Source organism: Psychroflexus sp. MES1-P1E (assembly GCF_002836055.1).
In the GTDB taxonomy this organism is placed as follows: Bacteria; Bacteroidota; Bacteroidia; order Flavobacteriales; family Flavobacteriaceae; genus Psychroflexus.
On record NZ_PJBS01000322.1, the window covers coordinates 1 to 18513 of the forward strand.

General features: G+C 33.2%; 14 protein-coding genes. 4 read left to right on the forward strand and 10 right to left on the reverse strand.

The window, feature by feature from the left end:
* On the reverse strand, nt 1-1181 hold a 1181-nt coding region (locus CXF67_RS14005; RefSeq protein WP_180957970.1), incomplete at its 3' end, for a tetratricopeptide repeat protein.
* Nucleotides 1182-1213: 32 nt separating this feature from the next.
* A complete protein-coding gene (gene gyrA / locus CXF67_RS14010) occupies nt 1214-3736 on the reverse strand; it encodes a DNA gyrase subunit A (RefSeq protein ID WP_102089317.1) in 2523 nt (840 codons plus the stop codon).
* A gap of 219 nt (nt 3737-3955) precedes the next feature.
* Here gyrA and CXF67_RS14015 point away from each other — a divergent pair, with 219 nt between their 5' ends.
* From CXF67_RS14015 to CXF67_RS14025, 3 genes are all read left to right on the forward strand, one after another.
* Nucleotides 3956-6505, forward strand: a complete 2550-nt coding sequence (locus tag CXF67_RS14015) for an ATP-dependent Clp protease ATP-binding subunit (protein WP_102089318.1) — start codon at nt 3956-3958, stop codon at nt 6503-6505.
* 611 nt (nt 6506-7116) lie between these two features.
* Nucleotides 7117-7605, forward strand: a complete 489-nt coding sequence (locus CXF67_RS14020) for a Dps family protein (RefSeq protein ID WP_102089319.1) — start codon at nt 7117-7119, stop codon at nt 7603-7605.
* A 33-nt stretch (nt 7606-7638) separates the two neighbouring features.
* Nucleotides 7639-8127 carry a Dps family protein gene (locus tag CXF67_RS14025; protein ID WP_102089320.1) on the forward strand — a complete coding sequence of 163 codons (489 nt, stop codon included), beginning with the start codon at nt 7639-7641 and terminating at the stop codon, nt 8125-8127.
* A gap of 829 nt (nt 8128-8956) precedes the next feature.
* Here the strand turns inward: CXF67_RS14025 and bshA are convergent.
* Genes bshA through CXF67_RS14070 form a run of 8 tightly spaced genes read right to left on the reverse strand, consistent with a single transcriptional unit; the run spans nt 8957 to nt 18215 of the window.
* Nucleotides 8957-10075 (reverse strand): N-acetyl-alpha-D-glucosaminyl L-malate synthase BshA, encoded by a 1119-nt coding sequence (gene bshA, locus CXF67_RS14035; RefSeq protein WP_102089321.1) that lies wholly within the window; start codon nt 10073-10075, stop codon nt 8957-8959.
* A gap of 60 nt (nt 10076-10135) precedes the next feature.
* Nucleotides 10136-13015, reverse strand: a complete 2880-nt coding sequence (locus CXF67_RS14040) for a serine hydrolase domain-containing protein (RefSeq protein WP_102089329.1) — start codon at nt 13013-13015, stop codon at nt 10136-10138.
* A gap of 43 nt (nt 13016-13058) precedes the next feature.
* Entirely contained in the window at nt 13059-13541 is a 483-nt protein-coding gene (locus CXF67_RS14045) for an ABC transporter ATPase (RefSeq protein WP_102089322.1), read from the reverse strand.
* 6 nt (nt 13542-13547) lie between these two features.
* Nucleotides 13548-14339, reverse strand: a complete 792-nt coding sequence (locus CXF67_RS14050; RefSeq protein ID WP_102089323.1) for a (Fe-S)-binding protein — start codon at nt 14337-14339, stop codon at nt 13548-13550.
* An 11-nt stretch (nt 14340-14350) separates the two neighbouring features.
* A complete protein-coding gene (locus CXF67_RS14055; RefSeq protein WP_102089324.1) occupies nt 14351-14770 on the reverse strand; it encodes an LNS2 domain-containing protein in 420 nt (139 codons plus the stop codon).
* A gap of 9 nt (nt 14771-14779) precedes the next feature.
* Nucleotides 14780-16120 carry a 4Fe-4S dicluster domain-containing protein gene (locus CXF67_RS14060; protein WP_102089325.1) on the reverse strand — a complete coding sequence of 447 codons (1341 nt, stop codon included), beginning with the start codon at nt 16118-16120 and terminating at the stop codon, nt 14780-14782.
* 3 nt (nt 16121-16123) lie between these two features.
* Entirely contained in the window at nt 16124-17056 is a 933-nt protein-coding gene (locus CXF67_RS14065; RefSeq protein ID WP_102089326.1) for an MlaD family protein, read from the reverse strand.
* 43 nt (nt 17057-17099) lie between these two features.
* Nucleotides 17100-18215 (reverse strand): N-acetylmuramoyl-L-alanine amidase family protein, encoded by a 1116-nt coding sequence (locus CXF67_RS14070; RefSeq protein WP_102089327.1) that lies wholly within the window; start codon nt 18213-18215, stop codon nt 17100-17102.
* 63 nt (nt 18216-18278) lie between these two features.
* Between CXF67_RS14070 and CXF67_RS14075 the strand changes: the two genes are divergently transcribed.
* Nucleotides 18279-18513, forward strand: a 235-nt coding sequence (locus CXF67_RS14075; RefSeq protein WP_145990469.1) for a hypothetical protein, incomplete at its 3' end; no start/stop codon positions are given.

Here is an 18513-nt window from a genome sequence, read left to right on the forward strand (position 1 = left end):
AATGCATCCATGTTTTTTGGATTCAATTCTGATGCTCTTTCTAAATAAGGTAGAGCATCTTTATAAAATTGTTTTTTCTGTATATTTAAATCTTGATATTTTTTATTGTCAGCTCTAGAATTTCCTAAACTATTCATTTCTTCAACAATATCCCTTTCTTTGCTCAAAATAAGAGCAGCCAAATTAATATAAGCATTTACCATTTCAGAATCTAGTTCAATAGTCTGTAAATAATATTCCTTGGCAGATTTTTTATCTCCTAGTTGTTCTGATGCTACTCCAAGATTATAATAAAGTAAAGGGTTTTCAGGATCCATTTTCACAACCTGTTTCATCACTTCGTCATACTTGTCGATCTTACCAATTCTATAATAAAGATCAGCTTCAGCTTGTAAAAGACTCGTGTCCTCTGGATTTTCTTCTTTAGCCTTTTTAATTGCGCTTAGGGCTTTATCAGGTTGATCTTCTTGGATATAAATAAGAGTGATGTTTTTAGCAATTTCACCAGTTAAAGCAGGGGTCTTCTTTTTGCTAGGATTTTTATATTCACTAGTTTTAATGGCGATATCTCTCATATTTTTAGATTCAAAAATTTCTTCTTCACCTGATTCTATGTTTGTAGCAACAAACTGCTCTGTTGCACCATTGAACCCCATATCCAAGAGTTTTTGGTAGTGATTTAAAGCTTTGTCATAAATTTTACCATTTACAGCGGCAGACGCAGCATAATAGAGCATCACCGTATCATTTCTGTCCAATTCATAAGTTTTGTAGAGCAGCTTTTCAGCAATATCAAAATCACCATTGTTTTGACCATCAATAGCTGTTTGAACCATCGTTTGTCTCAATTTATTTTGATAAGCTGAGGCTTCTTCATTTTCATTCTCCATAGATAATACAGCCTTTAAAGACTGTAAAGCGACATCCATGTCTGAAATCATGTCATCACCAGACTTTTTTGCAGCTAAGTTACCATGAGTTTTAGCTTTTGTTAAATAATAACGTATTACCCATTTGTCTTTCTCATCAGCTAATAGAGGTTTTGCTATGTCTAACTGAGTAAGGGCTTCTTTAAAATTTTTGTCTTCTACTGCGCTTTCAGCATCTCTAATTTCACCTCTTTGTGAAAAGCTCAAGCTTGTTGCACCTATTAAGGCTACTGCTAAAATTGACTTTTTCATTGTATTCATCTATTTAGTGTTAAGTTTTAATATTATTCTTCAGTAGTTTCTCCGTTTGTAACATCCAAATCATCATTGATTTCAGTTTCATCTTCATCTTCATTTATGATTTTTGCGACTGCTGCTATTTCATCATCTCCTTTTAAGGAAATAAGTCTAACGCCTTGAGTAGATCTACCCATTGTTCTTATATCTGAAACCGACATACGTATGGCAACTCCAGATTTCTTAATAATCATTAAATCATCTTCGTCATGGACAGTCTTCATAGCTACTAACTGTCCTGTTTTTTCAGAGATAGAAATAGTTTTTACACCTTTACCTCTTCTGTTAGTAATTCTGTAAACCGGCTCTCCATCTACATCGTCAATAAAGGTTCGCTTACCATATCCTTTTTCAGAAACAACTAAAACAGTTTCCTCTTGAGGATTTTTAACACAGATCATACCTATAACTTCATCTTTATCTGAAGCTAAGGTTATACCTTTAACTCCAGCGGCTCCTCTACCCATTGGTCTAATGTGCTTTTCTTCAAAGCGGAGAGCTTTACCACTTCTTAAGCCTAACATAACCTGATTTTCACCGTCTGTTAGTACCGCAGATAATAATTCATCTCCGTCTCTAATGGATATAGCATTTATTCCGTTAATTCTAGGTCTAGAATATTGCTCCAAGATAGTTTTCTTAACTTGACCTTTCTTAGTCACCATCAATACATAATGGTTGTTGATATAATCTTCATTTGAAAGGTTCTCAACCAAAATGAAAGCATTTATTCTATCATCTGGATCGAGATTCATAAGGTTTTGGATGGCTCTACCTTTACTGGTCTTACTTCCTTCAGGAATTTCAAAAACTCGCATCCAGAAACATTTTCCTTTTTGGGTAAAGAAAAGAATATACTGGTGATTTGTTCCAGAAAATATGTATTCCAAGAAATCTTCATCACGTGTTGTAGATGCTTTTTGACCTACTCCACCTCTATTTTGTATTTTGTATTCCTTTAAAGGTGTTCTTTTGATGTACCCAGCATGCGATATGGTAAGAACAACACTTTCGTTAGGAATCATGTCTTCCATACTAAAATCTCCACCAACCATGTTGATTTCCGATCGGCGATCATCACCATACTTTTCTTTTATTTCAAGAAGCTCAGTTTGTATGATTTCCATTCTACGATCCTCACTTGATAAAATATCTTTTAAATCTTCAATCGTTATCATTAATTCATCATACTCAAATCTTAACTTATCTTGCTCAAGTCCAGTAAGTTGTCTCAATCGCATTTCAACGATGGCTTTCACTTGTATTTCACTGAGTTGAAAACGCTCTACTAATTTTTCTCTAGCTTCTTCAGCATTCTGAGAACCCCGAATCAAAGAAATAACTTCATCAATATTGTCTGAAGCTATAATTAGACCCTCCAGAATATGAGCCCGCTCCTCTGCTTTTCTAAGCAAATATTTGGTTCTTCTGATGACTACTTCATGTCTATGCTCAACAAAATTATAGATGATGTCTTTTAAATTAAGCATTTGTGGCCTTCCTTTTACTAATGCTATGTTATTGACACTAAATGTAGATTGTAATGCTGTGTGTTTAAAAAGTGTATTTAGAACAACATTAGGAAGTGAATCTTTTTTCAAGATATATACGATACGCATTCCATTTCTGTCCGACTCGTCTCTGATTAAGGATATTCCTTCTATTTTTTTATCATTAACCAAATCAGCAGTTTTTTTAATCATGTCTGCTTTATTGACTTGGTAAGGAATTTCAGTAATTATTATGCATTCTCTTCCATTAACTTCTTCAACTGAGGACTTAGCTCGCATGACAACTCGTCCTCTCCCTGTCATAAAGGCATCTCTAACACCTTCATAGCCATATATAATTCCACCAGTTGGAAAATCAGGGGCTTTAATATGAGTCATGAGCTCTTCAATCTCAATATCTCTATTATCTATGTAAGCATTAACACCGTTAATTACTTCAGATAAATTATGTGGTGCCATGTTAGTGGCCATACCTACGGCTATACCACTTGCTCCATTTACTAGGAGATTAGGCACTCTGGTTGGCAGAACTGTAGGTTCTTCTATAGTATCGTCAAAATTGAATACAAAATCAACGGTCTCTTTATCGATGTCAGCTAACATCTCTTCGCTAATTTTCTTCATTCTAGCTTCTGTATAACGCATAGCAGCTGGGCTATCACCATCTACAGAACCAAAGTTACCTTGACCATCTACAAGTTGATAACGCATGCTCCATTCTTGCGCCATCCTTACCATGGCATCGTAAACTGAGGTATCACCGTGTGGGTGATACTTACCTAAAACTTCACCAACGATTCTCGCAGATTTTTTGTGAGATTTATTAGAAAATATACCTAGCTCTTGCATGCCAAATAAGACTCTTCTATGTACGGGTTTCAGCCCATCTCTCACATCTGGAAGTGCTCTAGAAACAATAACCGACATCGAATAATCGATGTAAGCTGTTTTCATTTCATCCTCAATATTTATGGGTATTAGCTGCTCACCGTTTGCCATTTAAAACTGTTTTAATTAATGATAATATTCTATTTATACAAAACTTAATTTTGTATAATAATGAGCAAATATACAAAACCTATTATATCCTTAAAGACTATAAAAGTTGAATTACATCTTTTTTTTAAAAGGACATTTAATAAGATTTTCACTATTGAGATGGCATATATCGGTAATAAGGTATTATTTTTGAATAAACGTCTAATAAACATAAAGACTATGGATGATAATTTCTCACCAAAAGTGAAAGAAGTAATAGCCTACAGTAAGGAAGAAGCTTTACGTTTGGGACACGATTTTATAGGAACCGAACATTTGATGCTTGGTTTACTTCGTGATGGTAGCGGTAAAGCTATAAATATATTGGATGCTATGAATGTTGATTTGGAACTGCTGAGAAGGAAAGTTGAAATCTTAAATCCTTCAGATCATACCAACACAGATATATCTCAGGAAAAAAAGAATTTACACTTAACTAGGCAAGCAGAAAGAGCGCTTAAAACTACATTTCTTGAGGCTAAACTTTTTCAAAGTTCTTCTATAAATACTGCGCATTTGTTATTGTGCATTCTTAGAAATGAAAATGATCCAACAACTAAGCTTCTAAATAAATTAAAAGTAGATTATGATAACGTTAAAGAAGAATTTAAAGCGATGATTACTCAAGATGGTGATTATTTAGACACACCTTCAGATGCATTCCAAGATGATGATGCTGCTGCTGGAGACTCAGGAAAAGAGTCATTAGGCGGAAACGGTAATAACAAAGGTAAATCTACCAAAAAATCTAAAACACCAGTATTAGATAATTTTGGGCGTGACCTAACAGAAATGGCCCAAGAGGGAAAATTAGACCCTGTTGTAGGACGTGAAAAGGAAATAGAGAGAGTTTCTCAAATATTAAGTAGAAGAAAGAAAAATAATCCACTCCTTATAGGTGAACCGGGTGTTGGTAAAAGTGCCATTGCAGAAGGTTTAGCCCTTAGGATTATACAAAGGAAAGTCTCTAGAATTCTCTATGATAAGAGAGTAGTGACCTTAGATCTTGCAAGTTTAGTAGCAGGTACTAAATACAGAGGTCAATTCGAAGAAAGAATGAAAGCTGTAATGAATGAGTTAGAAAAGAACGAGGACATCATTCTTTTCATAGATGAGATTCATACTATAGTTGGTGCTGGTGGAGCTACAGGAAGTCTTGATGCAAGTAATATGTTCAAACCTGCTTTAGCAAGAGGAGAAATTCATTGTATAGGAGCCACAACTCTAGATGAGTACAGACAACATATTGAAAAAGATGGTGCTTTAGAAAGAAGATTTCAGAAGATAATCGTAGAACCTACATCTGTGGATGAAACGGTAGAAATTCTTAATAATATCAAGGATAAATATGAAGATCACCACAATGTCATTTATACAGACGAAGCCATAAAATCTTGTGTGACTCTCACCAATAGATATATGACAGATAGATTTCTGCCAGATAAAGCTATAGATGCTTTAGATGAAGCAGGAAGTCGTGTCCATATTACAAATATCAATGTTCCGAAACGGATTTTAAAGCTTGAAAAAGAGCTAGAAGAAATTCGTGAAGAAAAAAATTCTGTAGTCAAAAAACAGAAATACGAAGAAGCTGCTAAACTAAGAGACGACGAGAAAAGGATTGAAAATGAATTGCAGATAGCTCAAGAAGACTGGGAAAAAGATTCTAAAGAGAATAAAGAAACAGTGACAGAAAATCATATCGCCGATGTGGTTTCCATGATGACTGGTATTCCGGTGAATCGTATTGCTAGAACTGAAGGTAATAAGTTAGCTGAATTACCAGAAACAATTAAAAATAAAGTCATTGGACAAAGTGAAGCTGTAACAAAAATAGTGAAAGCTATACAGCGTAACCGTGCAGGATTGAAAGATCCCAACAGACCTATTGGCTCCTTTATATTTTTAGGACAAACAGGTGTAGGTAAAACTCAACTTGCTAAAGTTCTTGCTAGAGAATTGTTTGATAACGACGATGCTCTTATTAGACTTGACATGAGTGAATACATGGAAAAATTTGCAGTTTCAAGACTTATAGGAGCACCTCCCGGATACGTAGGCTATGAAGAAGGCGGACAACTTACAGAAAAAGTAAGAAGAAAACCTTATGCTGTTATACTATTGGATGAAGTTGAAAAAGCGCATCCTGATGTCTTTAACTTGCTGCTACAAGTGTTGGATGATGGTCATTTAACAGACAGTTTAGGCCGTAAAGTAGATTTTAGAAATACCATTATTATCATGACTTCCAATGTAGGGGCTAGAAAGCTTAAGGACTTTGGAACTGGAGTTGGATTTGGAACAAAATCACAACAACAACAGGAAGACGACAATACTAAAAAGGTAATTGAAGGAGCACTAAAAAAAGCTTTTGCCCCAGAATTCTTAAATCGTGTGGATGATGTAGTTATCTTTAACGCTTTAGAAAAAGACGATATCAAAAAAATTATCAATATTGAATTGAAAATACTTTTTGAGCGAATTAATGATGTTGGATATCAATTTTCATTAAGCGAAGAAGCTAAAGATTATATAGCTGATAAAGGATTTGATAGACAGTATGGAGCAAGACCTTTGAATAGAGCCATCCAAAAATATATTGAAGATGCCTTAGCAGAGAAGATTATCAATTCTTCTATAACTGAAGGTGACACCCTATATATGGATCTAGATAAAGAAAAAAACGAGTTAGTTATCCATGTCCAAAAAACAGCAGATAAGGAATCCTAAATCTACATAGAAGAGCTTCTTTATAAAAGAAGCTCTTTTTATTAGTATCACCTCTATTAGATAGTATTATTGTTGACGCTATGAAAATTACAAAGACAACCTGGATATATGTTATAGTGGCTATCATAACTCTTTATGGAATTATCACTAGACAATTTGTATTTTTATTGCTTAGTTTTCCATTGGGTTTATTCTATTATATCAAAGATAACAATAAGAAAAAATAATAGCTGTATCTTGATAAACCGATTGCTTTATTTTAAAATGACTCCGAATTATCTTTACTTTTAACAAAAAAACATAATTGAAATTGAATGTAAAATACACTTACACAACTCATGAATGTTTTAATAGATATCAGCTATGCTTGAAGTTTAAATCTTCTAGATTATGATTTTAAAGATTTAAAAAGAAAGAAAACTTATCTAATCAAACAATTTGAAGTTGATGGGTATTTCGTGTTTGAAGGTATAAATGAGTTCTGTGAACGTTTTATACATTCATTCTATTTTAACAGCTGATAGTTATAATGAAATTCTAGTATGTGAGTGCTTGATTACAGGTAAACAGGTTTCAAAAAAATGTTGAATAAATTAAAAATTAAATAAACTATGAATTACTTAAATTTAGACAAATCTAAAACTAAAGAAACTGTAGGAGAATTGAACATTCTTTTATCCGATTATCAACTATACTATCAAAAATTAAGAAACTACCATTGGAATATAGTTGGTCAAAATTTCTTTGATTTACACGAGCAGTTTGAAGAAATGTACGATGATGCTAAGTTAAAGATAGATGAAATTGCTGAACGTATACTCACATTAAGATTTCAACCAGAAAGTAATTTGACTACTTATCTTAAGCTATCTAATATCAAAGAGTCATCTTCCGATATAACAGATAAGGAAATGGTAACCAATCTTCTTGATGATCATGGAACTATCATTAGACAAATGAGGAAAACTACAGAAGTAGCAGATGCTAATGGAGATGAAGGGACTATAGATCTAATTGGTGCTTACATTAGAGAATTAGAAAAAACAAGTTGGATGCTAGACGCTTGGAGTATGAAACTAGGCGAAAAAAGAAATGCGTAAATAGATATTAATTTGAAAATTAAAATTTAATTTATGAGTTACTTAAATTTGGATGAATCTAAAACGAAAGACACGATAAAAGAGCTCAATATATTGTTAGCTGACTATCACATGTATTACCAAAAATTGAGAAATTTTCACTGGAATGTAACTGGTCAGAACTTTTTTGATCTTCATGTTCAATTTGAAGATATGTACAATGAAGCCAAAGTGAAAATAGATGAAATTGCAGAACGTATATTGACATTAAGATTTCAACCTAAAAGTAATTTTACAGATTATCTGAACTTATCAAATTTGAAGGAAACTTCTTCAACTATTCAAGATCATAAAATGGTAAGTGTTTTACTTGATGACCATAGTACGATTATCAACCAAATGAGAAATGTGGTAGATTCTGCAACTAAAAATGATGACGAAGGTACTATTGATTTGATAGGAGCTTACATAAGAGAACTTGAAAAAACAAGTTGGATGCTAGATGCTTGGCTTATGAAGATAGAAGAAAAGCAGCACGCCTAAATCAGGACATTAATTCAAGATTCAGATGTTGTAAATAATTCAGGAAAAGCGTGGTATAAATTGACAACTAAAGTTTAAGATGGGGTAGATTCATTAATAATGAATCTACCCCATCTTGTATTTGTCGCACTTGTTCTTATTTTTTTGACATTTTTGCTGAATATTCAGAAAAACACTGCTCAAGATTCTATAAGGACTATTTCTGTTGTGGTTTTAAAGTTGCAATTATAGCATAAGGCTTATTTTTATCGCATGGAATATTAAATCTCAATTTTGTTCTTACCCAATACTAGAGGCCGCATGAGGTCGTTGTTATGCTGTAAGTTTTGTAATTCAAAGCAAATTACAGAACACATTTAAAGGTGTAATCATTAATTTTATTCACAAATTACAAATTAGTGATTAGATAGAAAAAATGAGTATAGCAGATTTTTCGAAGATATTAATCTTAGAAATGTCATTAATCAATCTATAGATTATAACTTGGTATTAGAGTTATTTTAAGCAGTTGAGTAAGCTATGAAAGTGATTTACCAAAAGTTTAGGAAATTACAGAGAATACTACTAAAGCAAAATTCACATAACGCACAGGAGGAAGTATTCACTTTTTCTGCACTGAATTTGACAACCGTTCAATCAATCATATGATAAGATTCTGAACCGATGTTATAAATCAAACATATAGTTATAAGGCTCAACATGCTGCTATTTTTAAGATTTAAGAGGCTTATAACAAACAAAATTTCAAAATACCCCTACCTAAATCAAGTTTGGATTTTTGAAAAAACAAAATCAGATTCAAGGCGTTTGATATTTGTGATACAAGAGATTAAACCATTTGCTTGTATAAATCCTCATATTGGCTAACAATCTCTTTTACATCAAACTTTTCAGCAGTTGATCTAGCTCCTTTTTTAAATTGCTCTAAAGTATTTTCATTGGAAAGTACTTTAATACCGTTTAAGGCCATATTTTCAACATCACCAACATTGCTCAAGTAACCAGAAACTCCATCCATGTTTACTTCAGAAAGTCCACCTGCATTAGTAGAAATGACAGGAACTCCATGAGCCATAGCTTCAAGTGCAGCAAGACCAAAACTTTCTTTTTCCGAAGGCAACAAAAATAAATCTGAATAGCATAATATTTTTTCAACCTCATTGCTTTTTCCAAGAAACATAACTTTGTCTCTAATGCCTAACTCAATGGCTAAATTTGAAGCCATTTCCCGTTCTGGACCGTCACCTATAATAATAAGCTTTGACTTAATACTAGATTGGATTTTATGAAATATTTGAATGACGTGATCGATGCGTTTCACTTGCCGGAGATTACTTACGTGGGTAATTACTTTCTCATCTTCATTAGCAAATAACTCTCTTTGACAGTCCTCGAAACTTTGGCTGAGATTTGCTATATCTATAAAGTTTGGAACTACTTTAATATCTTTTTTAATATCAAAAATATTAAGTGTGTCTTTTTTTAAACTCTCTGATACTGAAGTAACAACATCACTTCTATTGATACTGAAGTTAACAGCAGGTTTATAAAAAGAGTGACTTCCCACTAAAGTTATATCTGTACCGTGTAAGGTCGTCATCATAGGAAGACTAATACCATCTTCTGCGAGCATTTGCTGTGCCATAAATCCAGCATAAGCATGAGGAATAGCATAATGTACGTGCAAAACATCAATTTTATGATTTTTCACTACGGTAACGAGTTTGCTGGATAATGCCAATTCGTAAGGTTGGTAATGAAACAAAGGGTATTCGGGAACTAGAACCTCATGATAACGGATATTGTTACTTAAGTATTCTAGTCTTACTGGCTGTTTATAAGTTACGAAATGAATTTCATGACCTCGTTTGGATAAAGAAATACCTAATTCGGTAGCAACTACTCCACTACCCCCAAAGGTAGGATAACATACTATAGCTATTTTCATCTATATATTTTATGACTTCAAAAGTAGAAGTTACAATTTGAATTTACTCTTAAACTAATATCAATTTAATTTGGAAAGGCTTTCATAAATAACGCCCTGTATTTTGGTTCGAATGTCTTCATCTATAAGTTTAGTATTAGACGAAACGGGATGAATCCTATTAGATAAAAAAACATAAATAATTTCTTTCTCAGGATCTGCCCAGGCATAAGTACCTGTAAATCCAGAATGTCCAAAACTAGACATAGATAAGCATCCACAAGTTGGACCAATCTCATCCAATTGTGGTTTATCAAAACCTACGCCTCTTCTCACATCCTTCTCACAATAATAACAAGTGTTGAATTTGTTCATGGTTTCAGCATTAAAAAAACGCTTACCACCATAAATCCCTTCGTTGAGATAAAGTTGCATAAACTTCGCAACATCAGAAGCGTTGCCAAATAAGCCAGCATGCCCTCCTACTCCCCCAAGCATGGCAGCACCTTGATCATGGACTCTACCGTGTATTAATTCATTTCTCCACTCCTTATCAAATTCAGTAGGAACAATTTTATTTTTTTCAAAATAATTCAGCGGATAAAATTTCAAATGAGATAACCGCATTGGCTTGTAGAAATAATTTTCAGCTATTTTATCTAATGTGGAATCAGACTGTTTTTCAATATATTTCTTTAAAAAATAATAGGGAAGATCAGAATACTTATATTCCAATGAATCTCTTAAATCACTTTCAACAATTCTTGCATAGATAGAATCTTGATAATCTGTCCTTAAATACATATTTTGGGCAACTTTTACACTGAATTTTTTTGAAAATTCTGTAGCATAGTATTTTGACTTATCCTCTAAGGTCTTTTTGTAAAAAGGAATCCAAGCTTGGAGTTTTGCATAGTGAGATAGCATCTCTAAAACGCTCATGTTAGCTTTATTGGAAGTAGCAAGTTCTGGCAAAAGTTCATATAACTTAGACTTCAAATCGATCTTGTTGCTTTCTTCTAAAGTCATCAAAATTGGCAAAGTGGCTAATATCTTTGTTAGAGAAGCTAGATCGTAGACATCATCATCTTGAACCTTTATTTCTTTGTCATACGTATGATATCCAAAATTTTTATTGTAGATCACCTTTCCTTTACGTGCAATTAAAATTTGCATACCAGGTGTCATTTCTTGTTCTAACGTATAGGCTGCTAAAGAATCGATTTTTGAAACTAATTCAGAATTGAACCCTTGGTTTTGGGGATGGTCATAACCAAGTCTGCCGTTTGACTTTAATTTATAACCCGTTCCTACTGGAAATGCTGAAGTTATACTAACAGGGAGTTTGCCCTTGAAATCAATGCCACCAAATAATTGCTGGCCTACGACCTGTTGAGCGATTATACTGTTTTGATAAGCTTGAACAATTGCATCAATGTTGATATAATTCTTCAATTGCAACAAGCTATAAGGTCTTGTAAAGTTGACTAAAATTGTTTTATAGTCTTGAGAAATAGATTTTATCAACTCAATTTCAAAAGGTGAAAATTTATAATCCGCCCAAGGATTAGCATCAGATTTATGAAACCCAATAATTATTTGGTCGTAGTCAGAAAATTGACTCAAGTCTATTTTGTTTTTGGTAACATCAATTTTATCAACTCTAGCGTATTGATTCATCGTTTCAAAAAACTGATCTCCAGAAGTATCTCCAAGAGCTACATAAGCGAAGGTTTGTTGCTCTATATCATTAATTGGAAGAATACCAAGATCGTTTTTTATGACCGTTGTTGCATTTTGTATGGCCTCTTGGTAAACAGCATCATTCTCTTCTGAATTTAATTCTGCTGTTAACTGAGCGGTTTCTATCGGTTTAAATGAATGTAAACCCACTTTATATTTAGCATATAATATCTTCTTAACCGAAGCGACAAGTCTTTTGTTTGCTATCTCTCCTTTTAAGATTGCTTCTTTTATAATACTAATAGACTTGGGAACATCTTCAGGAATCAATAAAATATCACTTCCTGCTTTAAAGGCTTCTAAATCTACTTCCCCAGGAGTAGAACTACTATTACTTACCCCTTTCATGTTTAAAGCATCTGTAATTATAAGTCCATTGAAGCCGAGCTCTCCTTTCAATAAGTCTGAAACAATTTTAGAAGATAAAGATGAAGGAAGGTTCTTTTGACTTTCAAGACTTGGTATATTGAGATGAGCGACCATTACACTACTCACTCCTTCATCTATCAATGCTTGAAAGGGCTTTAATTCAATATCTCTAATTCGTTTTTCTGAAAAATTAATACTCGGCAATGTTTTGTGTGAGTCTTGCTCTGTATCACCATGACCAGGAAAATGTTTTGCACTAGACAATATTCCAGCCTCATGCATCCCCCGCATCAAGGCCACTGAATGAGAAATAACAATGTCTTTGGTTTCACCGAACGAGCGGTTACCAATAATTGGATTATTAGGATTTGTATTGATATCTGCCACGGGAGCAAAATTGATATGAACACCAAGTCTTTTGCTATGCTTTCCAATTTGATGTCCTACTTTTCTCACTATAGATGTATCTTGTATAGCTCCAAGAGTCATATTCCAAGGGAAAGCATAAGTAGAATCTAGCCTCATAGCCAATCCCCATTCTGCATCCATACCTACAAGTAAAGGGATCTTATTTTCAGTTTGTATTTTATTGGTGATTTGAGCTTGGCGATAAGGATTTCCTTTAGAAAATATGACACCTCCAATATGATTAGATTTTATTAAACTTTCAAGACTTTCAAGTTCAGAATCAGACTTGCTTGTAAAAACATCAATCATAAATAACTGACCGATTTTCTCTTCAAGAGATAAATTAGAATATATGGAATCCACCCATTGCCTTTGAGCAATAGTATCTTCTGCAAATAAACTGCTTTGAGAAAAAAGGCTGTAAGATGATAAAAAAGCCATCATAATGATGACTTTAAAATTGATTTGTAAACTCATATGTTATCTATAATAGACGACTATGCCAGCTTTCAGTCATAGGCACTTCCCAAAATTCTTCATACTCTGATTTTGTATTCACTAAATTGTTGAAAACAATAGTAGTTGGCGATACTGCTTTTTGTTTCACCATTTTTTTAAAGTCGATTAGTTGTTTGTAAGCAACAAACTCACCATTTTTAAAACTTACGTTCATCTTATCGAGTAAATCAACATTGTATTCTTTTTCAAGGCTTTGTATAAAATGAACAGAAGCATCTATAGAGCAACCGCTAGCGCTAGCTTGTGACTCATCTAAACCCAAAACAATAAATCTATTATACCTTATCTCGTAACCAGCTCGTAGAGATTGGCCGTGAACGGTCCATCGCTCAAGAAAGTCATTAATTTTAGGCTTTATTTCATTTAACTCATCTTCACCAAACCCTCTATTTGTTTGAAAAACCCAAACTCTTGAAGAACTTGGTAACTCTTTAAAATCTACTACCATACCTTTTTATAAATCATCTGCATTTGCAATCATTTCTACAACATCCAAAACTTCAATTTCATCCTGCTTTTCTTTATTTTTAACTCCATCTGACATCATTGTATTACAAAAAGGACATCCAGCAGCAATGATCTCAGGTTTTGTCTCAACCGCCTGTTCTGTTCTGTGTATGTTGACTTCCTTATCTCCTTTTTCAGCATCTTTGAACATCTGTGCTCCTCCAGCACCACAACAAAGACCTTTAGATTTACAAGACTTCATCTCTATTAATTCTACCTCAAGCTTTCTTAAAAGATCGCGAGGAGCTTCATACTCACCATTAGCTCTCCCTAAATAACAAGGATCATGGTAAGTTATACGTTTACCTTTAAACTTTCCTCCTTCAACCTTTAAACGGCCTTCATTCAATAATTGTTTTAAAAATTGAGTGTGATGTATAACCTCATAGTTACCCCCTAAACCAGGGTATTCATTTTTCAACGTATTGAAACAATGAGGACATGCAGTTACAATTTTTTGTACATCATAAGAATTTAGAACCTCAATATTGGTCATGGCTTGCATCTGAAATAAAAATTCATTTCCAGCTCTTTTTGCAGGATCTCCAGTACACCCCTCCTCCGTTCCAAGAACGGCAAAATCAACCCCAGTATTATTAAGGATTTTCACAAACGCTTTAGTGATTTTTTTAGCTCTGTCGTCAAAACTTCCTGCACAACCTACCCAAAATAAAACTTCAGGTTGTTTTCCTTCAGCTAAATAAGAGGCCATTGTTGGCACTTTTAAGGATTCACTCATATAATTATATTTTAATCTTTAAAAACTTGTATAATTTCATTTTTATTTATAAGGTCCGTAAAACGACCTTTGTAACGTGTAGCTTTAACGATATGGTTGTCGATCCAATGGTAATTTCCACCCCTCGGTTTACCCATTAATAAGCTATGGTATTTAAACCCATGTTTAGATAACCAATCTGCTGTCACTTTTTTATGTTCTTCGGTTCTTGACGTAAAAAAACAGATTTGATGTCCTTTGTTATACCATTTATTTATAGTTTCCAAGGCATCTAGAAAAGGCTCACATGTCGCCATTCTCTCTGGTTCTTCATTGGGAACATCGTCTGTGATAGTTCCATCAATATCAATCAGATAGTTTTTTACATTATCTGGTAGACTTGGACTAATGGATTGTCCTTTGGAGTCTTTATGTTTAAATTCATCTTTCATAAACTAAACTTAGTCTTTCGCCCAATCCAGCCTATCTTGCTGATTGTAGGGCCAAGGAGCAGAATTATTTTCAATATTTGTCATTGCATTATTCAGCTCAACAGGTGCAGCACTTTCTTCCATCACTAAATATTGTCTCATATCCATAATAATAGACAAAGGGTCTATACCTATAGGACATGCATCTACACAAGCATTACAAGTCGTACACGCCCAAAGTTCTTCCCTAGAAATATAGCCGTCTAGCAAGGGTTTATCGTCATTAACTTTTTCCCCTTTATCCAATTGTTTTCCTACTTCTTCCAAGCGATCTCTTGTATCCATCATAATTTTTCTTGGAGAGAGCTTTTTGCCTGTTTGACTAGCAGGACATTCTGCAGTACATCGACCACATTCTGTGCAGGAATAAGAACTTAGAAGTTGAAACCAATTTAAATCTTGAACATCACTAGCACCAAATTTTTCAGGAACATCCTCTTCGCTTCCACCTCCGACTGGCTCGGCATATGGATCTGCATCAGGATCCATCATTAATTTGACTTCATTAGTAACCGCCTCCAAATTTTTGATTTTTCCTAAGTTTTCTAAATTAGAAAAATACACATTTGGAAAGGCTAATAATATGTGAAGATGTTTTGAGTAATATAAGTAGTTTAGAAAAATTAAGATTCCAATAATATGAAGCCACCAAGCTGATCTTTCAATAACAACAAGTGTTCTAATACTCATGTCATCAAATAATGGCAATAAAAACTGGCTGATAGGAAATGAACCAGAAAGACCTGCTTCACTAGCATAATGTGCGGCACCAAGCATTTGTAATTGATAATCGGTAGCGTTCATAGTTAAAAATAAAACCATCAAGACCACCTCAAAATACAAGATATAATTAGCATCATTTTTAGACCAGCCCTTTAATTCTTTAGAAAGAAAGCGTTTTATATTCATTACGTTTCTTCGTATCCAAAATATGATCACACTCACCAAGACGAGAAAAGCTAAAATTTCAAAACTTCCAATAAGCACATCATATACTGGTCCTATAAACGAAAAAATTCTATGAGTTCCAGCGATTCCATCAATGACGATTTCTAAGACTTCAATATTGATAATAATAAATCCAACATAAACAATGATGTGAAGTGTTCCAGATATAGGTTTTACTACCATTTTTGATTGACCAAGAGCAATTTTTATCATCTTCTTGAGTCGTAAATATTTATGATCCTTTCTGTCAATGTCCTTACCTAAATTAATATTTCGCCTTAGCGAAAAGACATTTTTTGCAAAAAACAAAAAAGCTGTTATTAAAACAATAACAAATAAAAATTGTGGGATATATTCTATCATAATTTAATCTTCGAGTTTTTTATATTTAACGTTGTTCTTACCAAATATAGAAAAATGGACATAACGCTTAGGATTTAATTTGACATCTTTTAATAATTCTTCTAATTCTTTAGTTGCATTTTCTATATTGATATACATCTGATCATCATTTAACAATTTACCCAAACTTCCATCACCATTTTTTAATTTGTTTGAAATTTCTTTCAGGTTTAACAGAGTTTCATCGGCATTTTGAACAATTCTATTGAATTCAATTTTAGAAAGAGTATCAGACATTTTTGACAAATTATCCGATGTTGATCTAAAGTTTTCAATAGTTGAATTGATATTATCGGTATTCGAATTTAAGACATCTTCAATTTTTCTAGTAGAAAGATTCAGAGAAGTTAAGGTCTCATTCAAATTCTTAATTGAATTTCTTAAATTATTTCTAGTATTTATATCAAAAACATAATTAATAGAAGACAATAAAGTATCTACTTCAACCACAGCATTGGAAATTTTGTCTTTTAGAGGTGTGAGTTTTTCATTCACCAGCTCTATTAACCCTTCTTCTACAGAAGATTGAAGTGTATCACCAGATTTCGCTGCCTCTGTGGAGGTATTATCAAGTTCTATCTGCATGGACTTTCCACCTATCAACCCTCCACCATATATTTGAGCTTCACTAGCTTTGGAGAAATTAAAATCATTATTAATATTCATAGTCACCAACAACTGACCACTTTTAATAAACTGAATATCTGTGACAGTACCCACTTGATAGCCATTTATAGAGACAGGCGCTGACGGACTAAGGCCTTCAACATTATCATAAACAGCATAAAAAACTCGAGATGAGTTAAATACATTATTTCCTTTTAGGAAATTATAACCAAAAATGAGAAGTCCGATTGCAACTATAGCTAAAATACCAACTTTTAGTTCTTTTTTCAAGGGCTTTAAATTTATTTCAAATGTAGTAAACTTTGATTAAAAACTAGGGGTTAACTCTAGTATTCAAAGCTTCTTTTACAGATATTTTGTTTCCATTAGAATCAAAAGCAACAACAAATGCTGAAGTATAACCTTCAGCTTTAGCTTTATCTTTAAGAGTTTGAGCACTCATATAATTGTTGGTCTGACCAAAATAATATTTGTAAAGATCATTTTCCTGGTTTCTACTTATAGGATATAGTCTTTTGAAGTTTTCTGGTTTAGGATCTATTTTTCTTGAACTTGCTGCTAATTGGATTTTAAAAGTAATAGCCTCAAAATCTTCAATAACATCGCTAGAACTTACTTTATATTTTTTCAGTTCTGATTCTAATGCCGTAATATTGATAATGTTTTTATAATTATTAATACCATCGACAATGGCATCGGCCAATTGATCTTGACCACTATTTGAATTTAAAAAAGCCCCTTCAGTATCATTGGTCAAAAATCCAGTTTCAATGAGTACGCTTGGCATATAGGTTTCTCTTAAGACAAGGAAACCGGCCTGTTTTACCCCCCTATTTTTCATTTTCAATGTACTTTGAAATTGTTTTTGAACAAAATTTGCTAGCAAGGCACTTTGATCTAAAAACTCCTCTTGCATGATCGTAAAACCGATATAAGATTCTGGGGAATCTGGATCAAAGCCATCGTATTTAACTTCATAGTTATCTTCAAATTTGATAACTGAATTTTCTTTCATCGCAATCTCTAGATTATCCTTGTTTCTGTGAAGACCCAAAATAAAAGTTTCAGTTCCAGAAGGAGAACTATTATTCACTCCGTTACAATGGATCGAAACAAACAAGTCTGCAGAAGCTTTATTAGCGATTTCTGCTCTTCTATCTAGCGGTATAAAAACATCCTTTTTCCTAGTGTATATGACATCTAAATCATCATATTTTTCTAATTGTTCACCGATTTTTAGTACAATGCTTAAAGCTATGTCCTTTTCTGAATAATTATTCCCAGTATTTCCTGAATCTTTACCTCCATGGCCAGCGTCAAGTATGACAACAAACTCCTTATTTTTGGACTGGGAAATAGAGTCGAAAGGAATCGCTACCAGAAAAAAGGAAAACAATAATAGTTGAACACTACAGTTAGTTCTAAACATAGATTTTATTATAGATGATGTTATTCAAAAGTTTTATAGGTAGCATAAAAATAAAATGTAATTTTGAAGCTTCAAAACATAGGCCACATTTACAAAAATAGTACAAAAGCATTGCGTACAAACTTACTTCATATACTTTTTTTGGTAGGACTTTTTATCAACTTTGGCCTATATGGACAAGAAAAAGATTCTAAGGACTCAAATTTAGGCTATCTCATTAAAAATCGGGTAGACTCTTTAACCCAAACCATCAGGTTTACCATAGGAGATACCCTCCAACAAACTACTGCCAATAAGA

What these genes read in the sequence shown, in the direction of transcription:
- CXF67_RS14040 (WP_102089329.1), bottom strand. Translation starts at nt 13,015, where the DNA reads ATGGCTTTTTTATCATCTTACAGCCTTTTTTCTCAAAGCAGTTTATTT.
- CXF67_RS14025 (WP_102089320.1), top strand. Translation starts at nt 7,639, where the DNA reads ATGAGTTACTTAAATTTGGATGAATCTAAAACGAAAGACACGATAAAA.
- gyrA (WP_102089317.1), bottom strand. Translation starts at nt 3,736, where the DNA reads ATGGCAAACGGTGAGCAGCTAATACCCATAAATATTGAGGATGAAATG.
- CXF67_RS14060 (WP_102089325.1), bottom strand. Translation starts at nt 16,120, where the DNA reads ATGATAGAATATATCCCACAATTTTTATTTGTTATTGTTTTAATAACA.
- CXF67_RS14070 (WP_102089327.1), bottom strand. Translation starts at nt 18,215, where the DNA reads ATGTTTAGAACTAACTGTAGTGTTCAACTATTATTGTTTTCCTTTTTT.
- CXF67_RS14045 (WP_102089322.1), bottom strand. Translation starts at nt 13,541, where the DNA reads ATGGTAGTAGATTTTAAAGAGTTACCAAGTTCTTCAAGAGTTTGGGTT.
- CXF67_RS14015 (WP_102089318.1), top strand. Translation starts at nt 3,956, where the DNA reads ATGGATGATAATTTCTCACCAAAAGTGAAAGAAGTAATAGCCTACAGT.
- CXF67_RS14020 (WP_102089319.1), top strand. Translation starts at nt 7,117, where the DNA reads ATGAATTACTTAAATTTAGACAAATCTAAAACTAAAGAAACTGTAGGA.
- CXF67_RS14050 (WP_102089323.1), bottom strand. Translation starts at nt 14,339, where the DNA reads ATGAGTGAATCCTTAAAAGTGCCAACAATGGCCTCTTATTTAGCTGAA.
- CXF67_RS14055 (WP_102089324.1), bottom strand. Translation starts at nt 14,770, where the DNA reads ATGAAAGATGAATTTAAACATAAAGACTCCAAAGGACAATCCATTAGT.
- bshA (WP_102089321.1), bottom strand. Translation starts at nt 10,075, where the DNA reads ATGAAAATAGCTATAGTATGTTATCCTACCTTTGGGGGTAGTGGAGTA.